Raw genomic sequence first — 15,728 nt, 5'->3', positions numbered from 1 at the left:
GGCCGGAACCCGGTGACCCGGATTCACCGGGCCGCGCGGGCGCTGCGCCGCGGCGTCACCGGCGTCACCGGCGTCACCGGTGCGACCAGTGTGACCGGCGTCCTCCGTCACCGCCGCCCGTCGTCGGGGTGGTGCGGCGCGTACCGTGCCGCGATCCAGTGGTGCACGACCGCCACGGGCACACGGCTGTCGGCGGCGATCACGTGCTCGGGTATGCCGGTGAGCCAGGCGGCGAGTGCGGCCCTGCGGAGGCAGGCGGTGCGGACGGCGAGCCCGGCCCGCAGGGCGCTCGCGGAGCCGGCGGTCAGCCTCGGGGCGTCCTCCGCCAGTTGGCGGGCGGCCCGGCGGACGGCGTGGCGGGCGCGACGGGTGTCGAGGTCGTTCATGCCGCTGCCTCCCGCTCCGGGTCGAGGGCCGTGTCGTCCGGGTGCCGGTGCAGGTCGCGGACGCCCGGCCCCGGGGACAGGCGGGCGATCGGCTGCTCCAGGGCGCGGGCGGGGTCACCGTTCAGCGGGACGGCGGCCCGCAGGCTGGTGCCCCCCTCGCCGTCGCGCCGCCCCCTGAGGCCGGTGGGCGCGAGCCCGTCGCCCGCGAGGGCCTGCGACAGCAGCGCCCGGACATGCGTCCGGTCGCCCCGCTCGCACCAGAGGTGGACGGTGGCGCGGACGTCCTCGTTGTCGGGGTCGCGCTGCGGAACGCGGTCGATCATCCGGCCCGCGGGGCGCAGCATCAGGCGCACGGCGAGCACGCCGGACGTTCCGATGAGGCACAGCACCAGCCGGCCGGAGGCGGCGAGGACACCGATGGCGGCCGAACACCACAGGGTGGCCGCCGTGTTGAGGCTGCGCACGCCGCCGCCGCGCAGGATGACGCCGCCGCCGAGGAAGCCGATGCCGGAGACGACGCGGGAGGCGACCCGGGTCGGGCTGCCGGCGTCGCCGACCGCCTCGCTGGAGAGGGCGAAGAACGCGGCGCCGACGGCCACGAGGGCGTTGGTGCGCAGTCCGGCCATGCGGGCGCGCCACTGCCGTTCGATGCCGATCAGGGCGCCGCAGGCGACGCCGGTCGCGAGACGCAGTGCGAAGTCGACGGTGGTCAGGTTCGCCATGGGAACCTCCCCTCGCCCCGCCGGAGCGGGACGGGTCGAGGGCATGGCGGCCACGCGCCCGGCCGTGGAGCCGGGGGTTACCGGATGCCCGAGGAGCAGGGGGACACGGGGATGCGGGGCCTGGTGCGGCCCGGACTACTGCTGCAGTCCATGTCGCTCACCTCCTCCTCGATTCGGGCCGGAGCCGCGCCTCCGGGCTCCTCGACACCCTCCCTATATTTGCATATTTACGCAATTAGCGCGCGCGAGGCGCCCCGTGTGTCACGGGCTACTCTCTTTGCATGGAAGCGCAAGTAGCGTCGTGGGACGAGGAGCGGGCCGCGCGCTCGGTGGCGGTGCTCAAGGCGGTCGCCGACCCGTCGCGCCACCGGCTGCTGTGGGCGCTGAGCGAGCGGGAGCTGCCGGTCGGCTCGCTGGCCGAACTGATCGAGGCGCACGTCGCGGCCACTTCCCAGCACCTGGCGAAGCTGCGCGCGGCCGGACTGGTCACGTCGCGGCGGGAGGGCACCCGCATCTTCTACCGGGCCGCCGGCCCGCAGGTGCGGGCGCTGCTGGAGAGTGCGGTGCTGGCCGCGGACGCGGCCGCCCGGGGCGTCCCGGCGGAAGAAGCAGGACGGGCGGCTGTCGCAGCCGTCGGGCAGACGGCCGCCGTGCAGGAGCGGCGCGCCCCCACGCGGGTGGCCGGGGTCCGGCGGACGGCCACGGGCCACTGACACCTCCGGCTGCACTCCCGGCTCCGTCGTGCCCCGCGGCAGTGGCCGCCAGGCGCAGGTCGTCGTGCTCGTCGAGGTGGTACTCCTGCGGCTCGGCGTCGTAGGGGAGCGCGGGCTTGCCCGAGCCCGACTTGCCGAGCAGGGCGACGACTTGACCGGCGCGGACCTGCAGATCGATGCCGGACGGGACGGGCAGTCCGCCGTCGGCGCCGGCGTACGACTTGGTCAGGCCGACAGCCTCCAGCAGCAGTTCGCCGTCGGCGGGACGGCGGGACGGCGGGACGGCGGGACGGCGGGACGGCGGGGCCGCTCGGCCGTGAGGTGGGCGAGGCCGGCCCGGCCACGCGCACGGCGCGCACCGGACCCGACCCCACGAGTGCGCCTCTTGTTGCGTCGATATGCAAATAGGCGGGGTGTGCGTCCGAGTGCGCCGCGTTCCCGGACATCACGGCGCCGCCGGGTGAGGACGCCGCGCCGTGCGGGCAGGGCGTCCGGGGGACTCGGCGCCGCCGGTCACCACCTGCTGTCCGCGGCGACCTGGGCGAGGGTGCGGCCGGTGCGGACCGAGCGGGCGCGCCGGGGATCGGGGGTGCTGTGGCCCGCCGCCCGGGCCGGGCCCTTGCGCACCAGCAGCCAGGCCTCCTCCTCGTCCTGGCCGCTGCGGAAGCGGGTGAGGGCGTAGTCGCCGTGCAGCTTGGTGCCGTGCAGCCGGAAGGTGGCGTGCCCGAGTGCGAGGGACTGGGCGAAGTCGACCGGACGCCCCGTGCGGTCATGGCTGAGGGGCTCGTAGGTGCCGTTGTCCCAGACGATCACGGTGCCGCCCCCGTACTCGCCCCTCGGGATCACGCCCTCGAAGTCCTCGTACTCCAGCGGGTGGTCCTCGGTGGGCACGGCCAGCCGCCTGTCCGCGGGATCCGTGGACGGACCCTTCGGGACGGACCAGGACTTCAGCACGTCGTCCACCTGGAGCCGGAAGTCGAAGTGCATCCGGCGCGCGTCGTGGATCTGCACCACGAACCGAGGCTCCCCGCCCGCGGACTCGGCCGCCCTCCCCGACGGCTCGCCGGTCCGCTCGAAGTCGCGCTTGCCGCGGTAGGTCAGCAGCCGGTCCTCCTCCGCCACCAGCGGCTCCCTTCCGTGCGGTCCGCCTCACGGGCCCCCGAGTACCCCGGGACCGGCCCTTCAGCCGCCGATGCCGTCCAGCTCCGTCACCGTGTCCTGCGGGAGGACCAGCGCGGCCGCGGCGATGTTCTCGCGCAGGTGCTGAGGGGACGAGGTGCCGGGGATGACCGCGATGTTCGGGGAGCGGCGCAGCAGCCAGGCCAGGGCGACCTGCTGCGGCGAGGCTCCCAGCCGGGCCGCGGCCTTCGACAGCGTCTCCGACTGCAACGGCGTGAAACCGCCGAGCGGGAAGTACGGCACGAAGGCGATGTCCTGTGCCGCCGTCCGCTCCACCAGGGCGTCGTCCTGCCGGTTGGCGAGGTTGTACAGGTTCTGCACCTCGACCACGGGTGCGATCGCCCGCGCCTCCTCCAGCTGGGCCAGGGACGCGGTGCTCAGCCCGAGGTGACGGACGAGGCCCTGCTGCCGCAGCTCCGCCAGGGCGCCGAACTGCTCGGCGACGGAGTCCTCGTTCGGGGTGTCCATGTCGCCCAGCCGCAGATTGACCACGTCCAGCGTCTCCACGCCGAGGCTGCGCAGGTTGTCGTACACCTGCGCCTTCAGGTCCTCGGGGTGCCGGGAGACGATCCAGCTGCCGTCGGCTCCCCGCCGGGCACCGACCTTGGTGACGACGTGCAGGCCGTCCGGGTAGGGGTGCAGGGCCTCCCTGATGATCTCGTTGACGACCACGGGGCCGTAGAAGTCGGCGGTGTCGATGTGGGTGATGCCCGCCTCCACCGCCGCGCGGAGCACCGCAACGGCCCGCGCCCGGTCATTCGGCGGGCCGAAGACGTGCGGCCCCGCCAGCTGCATGGCGCCGTAGCCGATGCGGGTCAGGGCCAGACCGTGCGCCGGGGTGACGGTGCCGCCGAGCTGTTCAGTCATGTCGTACCTCTCGTGATGTGCCGGGCCACCGGTGCCTTCGGTGGCCTCTCTCCACGGTGCGACGGACGCTCCCCGGGCGGCAGTGCCCCCGCGTTCCTGGGAGCGGCAGGGACAGTCACCGTCAACGGCACGGCCGTACGGTGGTGTCATGGACGGTACGAACGCGCTCGGCGAGTTCCTGCGCGCCCGCCGGGCGCAGGTCCGGCCCGAGGACGTGGGGCTGCCCGGCTCGGGCCTGCGCCGGGTGCCGGGGCTGCGCCGCGAGGAGGTCGCGATGCTCTCCGGCATCAGCTCCGACTACTACCTGCGCCTGGAGCAGGGCCGCGACCGCAACCCGTCCGCGCAGGTCCTCCAGGCGATCGCCCGCGTGCTGCGGCTGGACGCCGACGCCACCTCCCACCTCCTCGGCCTGGCCCAGGACCGCCCCGCGGGCGCACGCCGCCCGTCCCGCGCCGGGGCGGCACGCCGCCCGGAAAAGGTGTCCTCCAGCCTCCTCCAGCTGATCGACGGCTGGCCCCGCAACCCCGCCTACATCCAGAACCGGTACACCGAGTGCCTCGCCGCCAACACCCTGGCCACGGCCCTCACCCCGAACTACACGCCCGGCGTCAACCTGCTGCGGGCCGTCCTCCTCGACCCCGCCGAGCGCGCACTGCGCCGGGACTGGGAGGACCTCACCGAGGAGGGCGTGGCCGCCCTGCGCGCGGGCGCCGGACTCGACACCGACGACCCCCGGCTGCGCGACCTGGTCGGCGAGCTGTCGCTGCGCAGCGAACGCTTCCGCACGCTCTGGGCCCGGCACGACGTACGGCCCCGGCGCGGCAGGGTCAGCCACCTGAGCCACCCGCAGGTCGGCGACCTCGACCTGCACTCGAACAAGCTCTCCGTGGACGGCACCGACGGACTCACCCTGGTCGTCTTCCACGCCGAGCCCGGCAGCCGCAGCGCCGAACTCCTCGACATCCTCGGCAGCCTTGCCGCGCCCCGGTCCGGCGCCCCGAAGGAACACGCCGAGGAGGGGTGACCGGCCACGGCGGGACGGTTCCTCGCCCGTGCCGCCCGTGCCGCCCGCGGCGTCGAGCGCCGTCACCCGGGGACGAGAGATGCCGGGACCGCGAGCCGACCCTGCCCTGTCGCCAACACGCCCCACGACTGCCACGATCTTTGCAGAGCCCGTACGGACGACCTTCGGAGCGCGCATGACGACGGACAGGGGCACAGCGGCGCGAGCCGGGCAGGCGGAGCCGGTCGAGGGCGTCGAAGTGCGGCCGGTGGCCGGGCACATCGGCGCCGAGATCACCGGCGTCGACCTGGCGGAGCCCCTCGACGCCGCCGTGGTGTCCCTGATCAGGGAGGAGGTGCTGCGCCGGAAGGTGGTGTTCTTCCGCGGGCAGCGCCTGGACCACGCCGGGCACGTCGCCTTCGCCCGCCGCTTCGGCGAGCCGGTCGTGCTCGGCCGGCGCGGCAGCGCCTCCCCGGCCGGCGTCCCCGAGGTGGAGACCACCGCGGACCGGCTGGAGCTGGGCGGACGTTTCGGCATGGACCACCAGGAGTGGCTGCAGCGCCGCCGGCACACCCTGCTGCGGGGCTGGCACTGCGACCACGGCGCCCGCATCGACCCGCCGGCCGCGACCGTCCTGCGCGCCGAGACCGTTCCGCCGTACGGCGGGGACACCACCTGGGCCAACCTGGCGGCCGCCTACGCGGGGCTGTCGGCGCCGGTCCGCGCCTTCGTGGACGGGCTGCGCGCCGAGCACCGGCTCGGTGTCGGCTACCAGCCGCGGCCCGGCGACGACGCCTACGTCCGCCATCTGCTGGACCATCAGGTCGCCTCCGTGCACCCGCTGGTGCGCGTGCACCCGGAGACCGGGGAGCGGGTGCTGTTCGTCAACGGCTACTACCTGGAGCAGATCACCGACGTCTCCCGACCGGAGAGCGCGGCCCTGCTGGAGATGCTCCTGGAGCAGGCGGTGCGCCCCGAGTACACGGTCCGCTTCCGCTGGGAACCCGGCAGCGTCGCCTTCTGGGACAACCGGGCCACCATCCACCTGGCCCCCAGCGACAGCGCCCACCTGGGCTTTCCCCGGATCATGCACCGGGTGATGCTCGCGGGCGACGTACCGGTGGGCGTGGACGGCACGCCGTCCGAGGCGGTCACCGGCACGGAGCCGGGCCGCTGGTGAGTCAGCCCGCCGGCCGCCACCCCAGAGCCGGGCCCAGCTTCGTCGCCATGTCCGTGAGGATCTGGACGTAGTCCTCGTGCTCGAAGGTGAAGGGCAGCGCGAACGCCACCTCGTCGATCTCGCGGAACGCGGCGTGTGCGTGCAGCCGCTCGGCGAGTTCGACGGAGGTGCCGACCAGGTCCGGTGCGAACAGGAGCCGTGCCGGACCCTGCGGGGAGGCCGTCCGGGGCAGGCGCTTCGCCGCGTACTGCTCGTACTTGGCCCGCTGCCCCGGGCTCGCGGAGTCCGTGGGGATCACCACCAGGCCCTGGGAGACGCGGGCCGTGTCCCCGTCGGGGTGGCGGGCGCGGAACGCGCGGATGTGGGACAGCTGGATCTCCGCGAAGTCCAGGGGGCCTTCCGGGTCCTCGGCCTTGACGACGCTGCTGGTCAGGAGGTTCATCCCGTGCTCGCCCGCCCGGCGTGCCGAGCCGAGACTGGCGCCGCCGTACCACAGCCGGCGGCCGAGCCCGGGGGAGTGCGGCTGGACGACGTCGGAGAACACCTCGAAGCCCTCCACCCCGCTGAATTCGGTGGCCGGCCTGCCGCGCACGAAGTCCAGCAGCCGCCGGACCCGTTCGTAGCCGAAGTCCTCGGTGTCCGCGGTGTCCGGGTACAGGGCCTCCTTGACCTGCTCGAAGTGCATCGGCGGGCCCACGCTGACCCCGGGGTTCAGGCGGCCGCCGGACAGGATGTCCACGGTCGCCAGGTCCTCGGCCAGGCGCAGCGGGTTCTCCCAGCCCAGCGGGATCACCGCGGTGCCCAGCTCGATGCGGCGGGTGCGCTGCGAGGCTGCCGCCAGCACCGCGACGGGGGACGAGATGCCGTACTGGAGATGGCGGTGACGTACCCAGGCGCTGTCGAAGCCCAGCCGCTCGCCCAGCTCGATGATCTCCAGCGTGGACGCGTGGCCGCGGCCCGGGTCGGCGGCGTCGAACAGGCCGATCGTGAGGAAGCCCAGCTTGCGCAGCGGGCGGTGGGTGGACGGCACGGGCTCCTCCGGCGGGCGTACGACGCTTCCCCTTCGATTCTGGCAGGCGAATGTGACAGCCGTGTGATCACTTCAGCGGGATGGTGATCTCGTCCTCGACCGGCGGATCCAGCTCCTGGGCCCGGTTGCCCGTCGCGGCGAAGCAGCGCAGCCGTACCGCCTCCGGAGTCACGTCCAGGCGCAGGAAGCACTTGAAGAACGGCGGGCTGTAGGTGGCGGAGCCGGGCGAGAACAACTGGGTGTAGAGCTTGCGCACCGGCAGCCGGAAGCGGGAGGTGCGGTCGGGGCGCCCGCCGGTGCCCAGCAGGCTCGCGACCAGGCGGGTGCGCCGGGTAACCCGGGTGTCCGGGCCGGGCGCCCGGCCCGGCTCGATGCCGAGCCGCTCGGCCACGACGGCCGTCGCCTCGGACTCGGTGAGGGCGAAGAAGCGGCGCAGGCGCAGACGGCGGCCGTACAGGCGGCTGTAGAAGGCCAGCGAGTCGCCGCGCAGCGGGTAGCAGCGGAAGTCCCGTTCGGTGACGTTCGCGACCGACACCCGCGGGATGGTGTGCGTGGCGTGCATGAACGCACCGCCGCCGCCCGCAACGACGTACTGGACGGTCCGGCCGTCCACGTCGACCGGGTAGCGCTGGTAGTTGTGGATGTCGCCGCCGATCGCGGCCACGTAGTGGTGCTCCGGGGCGCGGACGATGTCGTCGACCGTGCCGCCGCCCTCGATGGCGCAGGGGTGGTGCTCGCCGTCGACGTACAGCGGCGAGCCGGTGATCAGGATCTTCGGCTTCTCTCCGCGGGAGATCTCCCGCAGCCACGCGCCCTGTTCGGCGTCGATCGTGCCGAGCAGTCCGGTGTCGATGCCGACGATCCTGACCGGCCCGGCGTCGATCGCCCAGTACGGCCCGGGCTGCACGCTCTGTTGCTCCGGTGCCGATCGCAACTTCCGGGCATCGGGAAGGTGCTGACCGTCCGTCGGGCGCGGCCGGTGCCACAGGAGTCCGCGCCACCAGGCCCGGCTGAGCGGGCGGGGCGCGGGCTCGGGGGCGAGCGGCGGTGTGCCGGCGCAGAAGACGCGCATGAACGCGCCGAGGTCCTCGTACCAGTCGTGGTTGCCCGGTATCGCGTATATGGGAGCCGGGTAGTCCTGGTACGGCCGGAAGAACTTGGTGTCGTAGTCGTCCGCGCTGCCCACGGGATAGATCACGTCGCTCGCGATCACCGCGAAGTCGGTGTCCTGACCGGCTTTCAGAAAGCCCGGTACGACGGAGTACTGGCAGGCATCGCCCTCACCCGTGTCGCCGATGACCATGAAGGAGAACCGGTCCGGTACCTCCCGGCGGATCACCTTGTCGGCGGGTGCTCCGGCTTCGGCCTGCCGGGCCACCCAGCGGCTGCGGGTACGGCCCGTCGGATCGCCGAACCAGGACGCGAGCACCCCGTTCCTGGCGGCCCACAGGGTCCTCGGGTTCAGCCACGACAGCTTCTCCACGTGGGTGGGCATGAGTTGCTGGTAGGCGCCGGGTTCGGCCGAGCCCCAGCCGGCGCCCTGCGCGGTATCGCGTGAGGAGTCAGACACGCCGTGCACGGTAACAACGAGCCTGTCCCGCCCGGCCGGAGGGGCCCGGCAGCGGATACGGCTCCGGGTGCGGCGCTGCCGCCGCACCCGGAGCCCGCCGCGAGTCTGCGACCCGCCCGGGCGGATCAGCCCACGGTCAGGGAGAACGGCCCGGCCAGTACCGAATAGCCGTCATTGGCCAGGTAGTAGGCGTCGTACGTGCCCGTGCCGTGCAGCTTGCCGGTGGAGAAGGTCGCCGCTCCGGCGGCGTTCGGGGCGTAGGACCAGGTGAGCGAGGACTGCCGGCCGGGGGTGACGCCCGCCGGGTAGATGCCGATCCAGTTCTTCGCGTTCACCTGCGCAGCGGACGGCACCGAGTACCGGAAGGTGACGTTGCCGCCGTCGGAGACCGCGTTCAGGTCGCCGGTGAGCGTGGGCGCCGTCGCGGTGGACGGCGCGAACGCGGCGTTCAGCGGCGTCGCGTAGGTGTCGTTGCCGGTCAGCCCGGGCAGGCCGAGGGCCGCCTCGACGGTGCGGGCGATGCCGTAGTGGTCGTAGTGGGCCGGGCTGCTGGTCCCGGCCGGGACGGTGCCCTGCGACCCGACGACCGTCGTGGCGATGTGGTTGTACGCCTCGCCCTGGCTCTCGTCCCAGGTGAGCACCAGCAGGGAGCGCTGCTGGGTCCACGCGGGGGAGGACAGCACCGGGGCGAGGGTCTGCTTCAGCCAGCCGTCCTGCGTCTTCAGGCTGGTGGCGCTGCCGTTGCCGGAGGCCTCGCCGTCGTAGTAGTCGTCCGCGGCGATCCAGGAGAAGTTCGGCGTGGTCGAGGCCGATTTCAGGTCGGTGGTCAGCTGCGAGGTGTCGAAGAGGTGGGCGGCGCAGCGGGACGGATTCCCGCTGATGTCCGTGTAGTTGATGAACGGCGCGTCGTCGGGCTCGTAGTAGCTGTCGTTCGCGTTGCTGGTGTTGCAGGGCGTGCCCATGCCCTGCTCGTAGGCCTTCCAGCTCTTGCCGGCCGCCTCCAGGGTGTCGCCCAGGTTGCGCTGCGGGGAGTTGATGTTCGGCCAGTAGGTGGCGCCCTTGGCGTAGGTGTCGCCGCCGGCGACGGCGAGGTAGTTCTCGTCGCTCGGGTGGTAGACGCCGTGGAAGTCGTTCAGCGTCGCGCCCTGGGCCATCAGGCTGTGCATGTAGGGCGTGTCGGCCGGGTCGTTCATGACCTCGGAGTAGTCGGTGTTCTCCATCATGACCATGAACACGTGGTCGTAGCCGGGCACCTTCGACACGGGCGGGGCGAGCGGGGCCGGCGCGGTCACGGGGGTGTCCAGGGTGAGGGAGAGGTTGTCGAGGTAGCCGGTCTCGTGGGACGTCGACAGGAACTGCACCTCGACCTGGACGGAGCGGGTCCCCGCGGGGACCGTTCCGGTGGTGCTGCGGGAGAGGAACTTGGTGGCCTGGCCCCGGTCGGACGCGGACACCGTCGGGAGCTTGGCCGTCGTGCCGAGCGGGTGGCCGGCCGCGTCGCGGAAGTGCAGCCCGACCGCGACGTATCCGCTGTAGACGGTCCAGCCGCCGAGCCAGCCGGAGAGGTGGTAGCCCACGCCTCCGCCGTCGATGGCCGTGGCCGCGGAGGAGACGTCCACGGTCTGCGTCATCGAGCCGTCACCGAAGTTGCCGGGCCCGAAGAAGGCCTTGCCCGGGGCGTTGCCGTCGCCGGGCAGCCCGAAGGACCCGACGCTGTGGCACATGACGTCCGGCCCGCCGGCCTGGGTGGTCCAGCCGGGCACCGTGGTGGCCGCGGCCCAGTCGTCGGTGCAGTAACCGCCGGCCTCCGCGTCGCCGTTGACGATCAGATTGCCGCTGCTCCCGGCCGCGTGGCCCGGCGGAGCGCAGACGATGAGTGCGCCGAGGAGGGCGAGCAGCCCACCGAGGGATCTCCAGCGCATGCGCATTGGTGTACCTCGTCCCGTTGAAGAGGGTGTCGTGCGGGCCCTGCGGCCCGGCTGTGCACGATGAACGGGACATGGGTATCGGCCGGTGCTGTCGAACGGAAGAACCAAGGCCAAACTTGACCAGACAAGTTGGCGCGGAGTCGGTCGGGCGGCGGCGCGCTGCGGGGCATCGCCGGTCGGCACGGAGCCAGGGCGTCCGGCGCCCTGTGGTGTCAGTGCGGTGTGACCTCGTCGACGTCGAGGCCGCGGTCGATGCCGTGGGGGACGACGTTCTGCCCGGGTTCGGGGCGCAGGCGCGTGCCGTCCAGGTGGACCTCGACCCTGTCCGGTTCGAACGACACCATGTCGCCGATCCTGCCGACCTCCCGGTAGGCGTTGCGGTACGACCAGGCAGCGCGCGGTGCGTCGCCGATGTCGTAGTAGTCGCACAGGCCTTTGTAGGGGCAGAATGTCGGGCCTTCGGCGAGCCGCAGCCGGCTCTCGTCGATGTCGGCGCGCGGGACGTACCAGCGCGGGGCGAATCCGGACTCGTAGAGCACCACGGGGTGCTCCGACCGGGCGATCACGCAGTCGCCGAGCCGGACTTCGAGGGTCCGGGAGGCGGCGCGGATGTCGATGCGGTGGTACGGGTCCGCGGCGTGCCCCAGGATGCGTTCGTCCTCCTCGTAGAAGGCGTCCATGGCCCGCCAGGCGAAGGCGATACGGCCCCGGAGGCCGGCGGCGTGATCGGGGAGCGCGGTGAACTCCCAGGCGGCGCGCTCGGTGGTGCGCCCGCCCGCCCGTACCGTGTACCAGGCCGTCTCGCCGAGATCCTTGTGCCGGGTGACCTTGCCGGTGCCGACCAGGGCCTTCTCGTCGATGTCCGTGCGCGGGAAGTAGGCGACCGGGTAACGGCCCGGTTCGTGCAGGAGGACGACGTCCTCGCTGTCGGCGATCCAGGCGTCGTCGAACCTCACCCGCATGCGGCGGCGCAGCCGCTCGGCGAACAGCAGCCGCTCGGGCAGCGGGCCGGGAGCGAGGAAGTGTCCGACGGCGCCCGAGGCGAGGGGGCCTTGCTGCCAGGACAGTCCCATGGCGTGTCCTTCCGGGACGGGACGGTTCGGGCGCGTGGGTGCGCCCGAGGGGGGCGGTGGCTGCTGCCGGCGGTCGGGGCGGCGGGCGCCGGTCGGCTCCCGGACCGCGTCGGCACGTCAGACGAGGACGCGGGCGAGGAAGTCGCGGATGTGCTCGGTGATGGCCCCGAGGTGGCTCTCCAGAGCGAAGTGCCCGGATTCGAGCAGGTGGATTTCGGCGCCGGGCAGGTCCCGGCCGAACGCCTTGGCGCCCTCGGGGCCGAAGATCTCGTCATTCGCTCCCCAGACCGCCAGCAGCGGGACCTGCGCATCGCGGAAGTACCGGTGCACCTGCGGGTAGAGGTCCACGTTGCCGGGGTAGTCGCGGAAGAGCCTGAGCTGGATCTCGTCGTTGCCGGGGCGGTCCAGCAGCGCCTGGTCGTGGACCCAGTTGTCGGGGCTGACCAGGCTGGGGTCGGCGACTCCGTTCACGTACTGCCACCGGGTGACCTCGGAGGTCAGGGCCCCGCGCATGGGCGCCTCGGTGTCCGGCCCCGGGGCCTTGGCGTAGGCGAAGACGCCGTCCCAGAACGGCTTGACGAAGCCGTCTTCGTAGGCGTTGCCGTTCTGGGTGATGATCGCGGTGATGCGCTGTGGGGACCGCAGCGCGAGCCGCCAGCCGATGGGGGCGCCGTAGTCCTGGACGTACATCGCGAATCGGCCGATGCCCAGGTGCTGGAGCAGGCCGGAGGTGACCTCGGTGAGGGCGTCGAAGGTGTACGGGAAGTCCTTGGGGGAGGGCATGGCGGACTGCCCGAACCCGATGTGGTCGGGGGCGATCACGTGGTAGCGGTCGGCGAGCGCCGGGATCAGGTGGCGGAACATGTGCGAGCTGGTCGGGAAGCCGTGGAGGAGGAGCACGACCGGTGCCTCCCGGTCTCCGGCCTCCCGGTAGAAGACCTCCAGACCCCTGACGGTGGCGGTGCGGTGGTGGACTGCCGGGTCCATGTCTCTAACCTCTCTATCGCCTTTTAGTGGTTATACATCCAGTCGAGCATGTCCGCTCTACCCTGTCAAGGCGAATTTGGTGGTTAGATTGGGCTTGTGCGGACGGCAGTGCCGAGGCGCGGTACCTCCCGCCCGCAACTAGGATCGGCCCGAGTGCACCAGCACAGCGCCATGAGGGGTTGCCCCCGGTCCGCCACCCGCAGGAGGTCCGCGATGGCGACGCTGCTCTCCGTCAACGTGGGAATGCCCGAGGACGTCTCCTGGCAGGGAAGGGTCGTCCGCACCGGAGCGTGGAAATCCCCCGTGCACGGACCCCGGACGGTGCGCCGGCTGAACGTCGACGGAGACGGCCAGGGGGACCTGGCCGGGCACGGCGGCGAGATCCGTGCCGTGCTCGTCTACCAGCTGCAGTCCTACCAGTACTGGCAGAAGCACCTCGGACGCGACGACCTGACCTTCGGGATCTTCGGGGAGAACTTCACGGTCGACGGGCTGCCGGACGACGAAGTGTGCATCGGTGACCGGTACCGCATCGGCGAGGCCGAGTTCGAGGTCACCCAGCCGCGCGTCACGTGCTACCGCGTCGGCATGCGCCTGGGCGAACCGACCATGGCCGCCCTGCTGGTCGCCCATCACCGCCCCGGCTTCTACCTGCGCGTCCTCACCGAGGGGCGCGTCCAGGCGGGCGACGAGATCGCCCTGATCCGCAAAGGTCCCGAGGAACTCAGCGTCGCCGACACCGACGCACTGCTCTATCTCCCCGGCCGCGATCCCGCGATGCTGCGCAAAGCGCTGAACATCCCTGCCCTCAGTCCCGGTTGGCAGCAGTCATTCCGTGAGCTCGCCGCAGCCCGGCAGCCCGCACAGGAACCGGGATGGCCGGGCTTCAAGGCGATGCGCGTCGCCCGCATCGTCCCCGAGACATCCTCCGTCTCGTCGATCTACCTCACCGCCACCGACGACAGGCCCCTGCCCGAGGCCCGGCCGGGCCAGTACCTCTCCATCCGCGTCCCCGTGGGCGATTCCGGCCCCGCGGTGCGCAGTTACTCCCTGTCCTGCGCACCCACGGCCGACACCTACCGCATCAGCGTCAAACGCGAGGCCCATGGGAAGGTCAGCAACCGCCTCCACGAGGTGCTGCACTCCGGGGACCTCGTGGACATCGCGAGCCCCCGCGGAACGTTCGTGCTCGAGGAGGGCACCCGCCCGGTCGTCCTCGTCTCCGCCGGGATCGGCGCCACCCCCGTGCTCGCCATGCTCCACCGGCTCGCCGCCGTGCAGGATCCGCGCCCTCTCTGGTGGATCCACGTCGCCCACGACCGTGCCCATCACGCCTTCGCGGACGAGGCCCACGCACTTCTGGCTCGACTCCCCGACGCCCACGAGCACATCCACTACACCGCCGAAGACGCCGCGCAGGCGGACGGGCGCCACATCACCCGGGGCCGCCCCACCGCCGCATCCCTTGCCGCCATGGGCATTCCGGCCGACGCGGACGCCTACCTCTGCGGGCCGCCCGCCTTCATGGACGACCTCGGCGCGGGCCTGCGCCGGCAGGGCCTGCGTCCGGAGCGGATCCACACGGAACAGTTCGGCGCCCTGCCCGCCGTCAATCCCGGAGTGACGCCCACGAGCGCGGTCCGGCCGCACCGACCGCCCGGTCCGCCGGGCACCGGCCCCCTCGTCACCTTCGCCCGCAGCGGCATCACCACCCCGTGGTCACCCGCGCACGTCTCACTGCTGGATCTCGCCGAAGCCTGCGACATCCCCACCCGCTGGTCCTGCCGCACCGGGGTCTGTCACACCTGCGTCACCCAGCTGGTGTCCGGCGACGTCAGCTACACCACCCCGCCTCTCGAACCGCCCGAGGCCGGTACCGTCCTCGTCTGCTGCAGCGAACCGTCCACCGAAGTCGTGCTCGACCTCTGATCGGCCGAAAGCCGCGCACGGCAGTCACGGCCGCCCGCCGGCCGGAGAGCGGGTCCGCCTCGCCGGCGCGTGCCGCCGCAGGCCGCCCTTGCCGGCCGCCACAACCGCACCTGCGGTGTCCCTTCCGTATGCAGGACACCGGTACGACACTGCGAGAGCGTCACGGGCCGCCGGCCGGCCCGGACGGCATAGGGAAAACCCTCGAATGCCCGCCATGTGGCTGACATGTGCGGGTCAAGACTGAAATCCTCCCCCAACACACAGTTCCTCCACGGTGTGTTCACGGACCTCGGTCCCTGCACAGCTCAGCTCGTTCCGGGCAGCACACCCGTCTGCCCGGTCTGTCACCGGCCGCGACCCGGCGGCCGCAGCAGGAGGAGTACGAGTGAGACGTCATCCCCACAGACGGGCCACGGTCGGAGCAGCGCTGGTCTCCACGGCGGCCTTCCTCGCCGTCGGCATCCAGGCGGTTCCGGCGACGGCCAAGCCCGCAGGCCCCCACCCCAGCCCCCTCCGCACCGGAGGCCTGGAGGCGAAACTCACCCCGGCCCAGCACTCCGCGCTCTTCAAGAGCGCACAGCAGCAGACCTCCGCCACGGCCCGCATCCTCGGCCTCGGCGCACAGGAGAAGCTGGTCGTCAAGGACGTCGTCAAGGACAACGACGGGACCCTGCACACCCGTTACGAGCGCACCTACGCCGGCCTCCCCGTCCTCGGCGGCGACCTCGTCGTGCACACCCCGCCCGCCTCCCTGGCGGCCGGCACCGTGAGCACGACCTACAACAACAAGCACCGGATCAAGGTCGCCTCCACCACCGCGGCCTTCACCAAGTCCGCCGCCGAGACCAAGGCCCTCGAGGCCGCGAAGGTCCTCGACGCGAAGAAGCCCACCACCGACACCGCCCGCAAGGTGATCTGGGCCGGCACCGGCACCCCGAAGCTCGCCTGGGAGACGGTGATCGGCGGCTTCCAGGACGACGGCACGCCCAGTCAGCTCCACGTCGTCACCGACGCCACCACGGGCAAGGAGCTGTACCGCTACCAGGCGGTCAGGACCGGCATCGGCAACACCCAGTACAGCGGCCAGGTGTCGCTGACCACGACCCAGTCGGGGTCGAACTACACGCTGACCGACGGGGCGCGCGGCGGCCACAAGACGTA

At 72.5% G+C, this 15,728-nt stretch carries 13 protein-coding genes and 1 pseudogene; 5 read left to right on the top strand and 9 right to left on the bottom strand.

Annotated features, from left to right (window positions below; translation table 11 throughout):
• Positions 1–107 precede the first annotated feature (107 nt).
• On the bottom strand, positions 108–386 hold the full coding sequence (locus AB0H32_RS40170; protein ID WP_361131886.1) for a hypothetical protein: 279 nt from the start codon (positions 384–386) through the stop codon (positions 108–110).
• Positions 383–1,108 (bottom strand): MgtC/SapB family protein, encoded by a 726-nt coding sequence (locus AB0H32_RS40165; protein ID WP_361131883.1) that lies wholly within the window; start codon positions 1,106–1,108, stop codon positions 383–385. Before AB0H32_RS40165 ends, AB0H32_RS40170 begins: the two co-directional genes overlap by 4 nt.
• Positions 1,109–1,389: 281 nt before the next feature.
• Here AB0H32_RS40165 and AB0H32_RS40160 point away from each other — a divergent pair, with 281 nt between their 5' ends.
• Entirely contained in the window at positions 1,390–1,821 is a 432-nt protein-coding gene (locus tag AB0H32_RS40160; RefSeq protein ID WP_361131880.1) for a metalloregulator ArsR/SmtB family transcription factor, read from the top strand.
• A 513-nt stretch (positions 1,822–2,334) separates the two neighbouring features.
• On the opposite strand, the gene AB0H32_RS40155 is transcribed toward AB0H32_RS40160, so the two are convergent.
• Together AB0H32_RS40155 and AB0H32_RS40150 are read right to left on the bottom strand one after the other, a co-directional pair.
• Entirely contained in the window at positions 2,335–2,943 is a 609-nt protein-coding gene (locus AB0H32_RS40155; protein ID WP_361131878.1) for a DNA polymerase ligase N-terminal domain-containing protein, read from the bottom strand.
• 60 nt (positions 2,944–3,003) lie between these two features.
• On the bottom strand, positions 3,004–3,867 hold the full coding sequence (locus tag AB0H32_RS40150; protein WP_361131875.1) for an oxidoreductase: 864 nt from the start codon (positions 3,865–3,867) through the stop codon (positions 3,004–3,006).
• Positions 3,868–4,015: 148 nt separating this feature from the next.
• On the opposite strand from AB0H32_RS40150, the gene AB0H32_RS40145 reads away from it, so the two are divergent.
• Together AB0H32_RS40145 and AB0H32_RS40140 are read left to right on the top strand one after the other, a co-directional pair.
• On the top strand, positions 4,016–4,891 hold the full coding sequence (locus AB0H32_RS40145) for a helix-turn-helix transcriptional regulator (RefSeq protein ID WP_361131872.1): 876 nt from the start codon (positions 4,016–4,018) through the stop codon (positions 4,889–4,891).
• A 175-nt stretch (positions 4,892–5,066) separates the two neighbouring features.
• Entirely contained in the window at positions 5,067–6,050 is a 984-nt protein-coding gene (locus tag AB0H32_RS40140) for a TauD/TfdA family dioxygenase (protein WP_361131869.1), read from the top strand.
• A 1-nt stretch (position 6,051) separates the two neighbouring features.
• Here AB0H32_RS40140 and AB0H32_RS40135 read toward each other — a convergent pair whose 3' ends face one another.
• From AB0H32_RS40135 to AB0H32_RS40115, 5 genes are all read right to left on the bottom strand, one after another.
• Positions 6,052–7,080 (bottom strand): LLM class flavin-dependent oxidoreductase, encoded by a 1,029-nt coding sequence (locus AB0H32_RS40135; RefSeq protein WP_361131866.1) that lies wholly within the window; start codon positions 7,078–7,080, stop codon positions 6,052–6,054.
• A 67-nt stretch (positions 7,081–7,147) separates the two neighbouring features.
• A complete protein-coding gene (locus AB0H32_RS40130) occupies positions 7,148–8,650 on the bottom strand; it encodes a metallophosphoesterase (protein WP_361131863.1) in 1,503 nt (500 codons plus the stop codon).
• 125 nt (positions 8,651–8,775) lie between these two features.
• Positions 8,776–10,572 carry an alkaline phosphatase family protein gene (locus tag AB0H32_RS40125; RefSeq protein ID WP_361131860.1) on the bottom strand — a complete coding sequence of 599 codons (1,797 nt, stop codon included), beginning with the start codon at positions 10,570–10,572 and terminating at the stop codon, positions 8,776–8,778.
• A gap of 218 nt (positions 10,573–10,790) precedes the next feature.
• Positions 10,791–11,651, bottom strand: a complete 861-nt coding sequence (locus AB0H32_RS40120) for a DUF427 domain-containing protein (protein ID WP_361131857.1) — start codon at positions 11,649–11,651, stop codon at positions 10,791–10,793.
• A gap of 117 nt (positions 11,652–11,768) precedes the next feature.
• Positions 11,769–12,638 (bottom strand): alpha/beta hydrolase, encoded by an 870-nt coding sequence (locus tag AB0H32_RS40115; RefSeq protein WP_361131854.1) that lies wholly within the window; start codon positions 12,636–12,638, stop codon positions 11,769–11,771.
• Between the two features lie 213 nt (positions 12,639–12,851).
• On the opposite strand from AB0H32_RS40115, the gene AB0H32_RS40110 reads away from it, so the two are divergent.
• Positions 12,852–14,567 (top strand): MOSC and FAD-binding oxidoreductase domain-containing protein, encoded by a 1,716-nt coding sequence (locus AB0H32_RS40110; protein ID WP_361131851.1) that lies wholly within the window; start codon positions 12,852–12,854, stop codon positions 14,565–14,567.
• 385 nt (positions 14,568–14,952) lie between these two features.
• Positions 14,953–15,728 (top strand): annotated as a pseudogene (locus AB0H32_RS40105) (M4 family peptidase); the annotation flags it as partial.

The organism is Streptomyces sp. NPDC020362, from assembly GCF_040642095.1.
GTDB lineage: Bacteria > Actinomycetota > Actinomycetes > Streptomycetales > Streptomycetaceae > Streptomyces.
This window is presented reverse-complemented; position numbering and strand designations above follow the sequence as displayed.

Coding starts and splice junctions, on each gene's coding strand:
- AB0H32_RS40170 (WP_361131886.1), bottom strand. CDS start 386: ATGAACGACCTCGACACCCGTCGCGCCCGCCACGCCGTCCGCCGGGCC.
- AB0H32_RS40165 (WP_361131883.1), bottom strand. CDS start 1,108: ATGGCGAACCTGACCACCGTCGACTTCGCACTGCGTCTCGCGACCGGC.
- AB0H32_RS40160 (WP_361131880.1), top strand. CDS start 1,390: ATGGAAGCGCAAGTAGCGTCGTGGGACGAGGAGCGGGCCGCGCGCTCG.
- AB0H32_RS40150 (WP_361131875.1), bottom strand. CDS start 3,867: ATGACTGAACAGCTCGGCGGCACCGTCACCCCGGCGCACGGTCTGGCC.
- AB0H32_RS40145 (WP_361131872.1), top strand. CDS start 4,016: ATGGACGGTACGAACGCGCTCGGCGAGTTCCTGCGCGCCCGCCGGGCG.
- AB0H32_RS40140 (WP_361131869.1), top strand. CDS start 5,067: ATGACGACGGACAGGGGCACAGCGGCGCGAGCCGGGCAGGCGGAGCCG.
- AB0H32_RS40125 (WP_361131860.1), bottom strand. CDS start 10,572: ATGCGCTGGAGATCCCTCGGTGGGCTGCTCGCCCTCCTCGGCGCACTC.
- AB0H32_RS40120 (WP_361131857.1), bottom strand. CDS start 11,651: ATGGGACTGTCCTGGCAGCAAGGCCCCCTCGCCTCGGGCGCCGTCGGA.
- AB0H32_RS40115 (WP_361131854.1), bottom strand. CDS start 12,638: ATGGACCCGGCAGTCCACCACCGCACCGCCACCGTCAGGGGTCTGGAG.
- AB0H32_RS40110 (WP_361131851.1), top strand. CDS start 12,852: ATGGCGACGCTGCTCTCCGTCAACGTGGGAATGCCCGAGGACGTCTCC.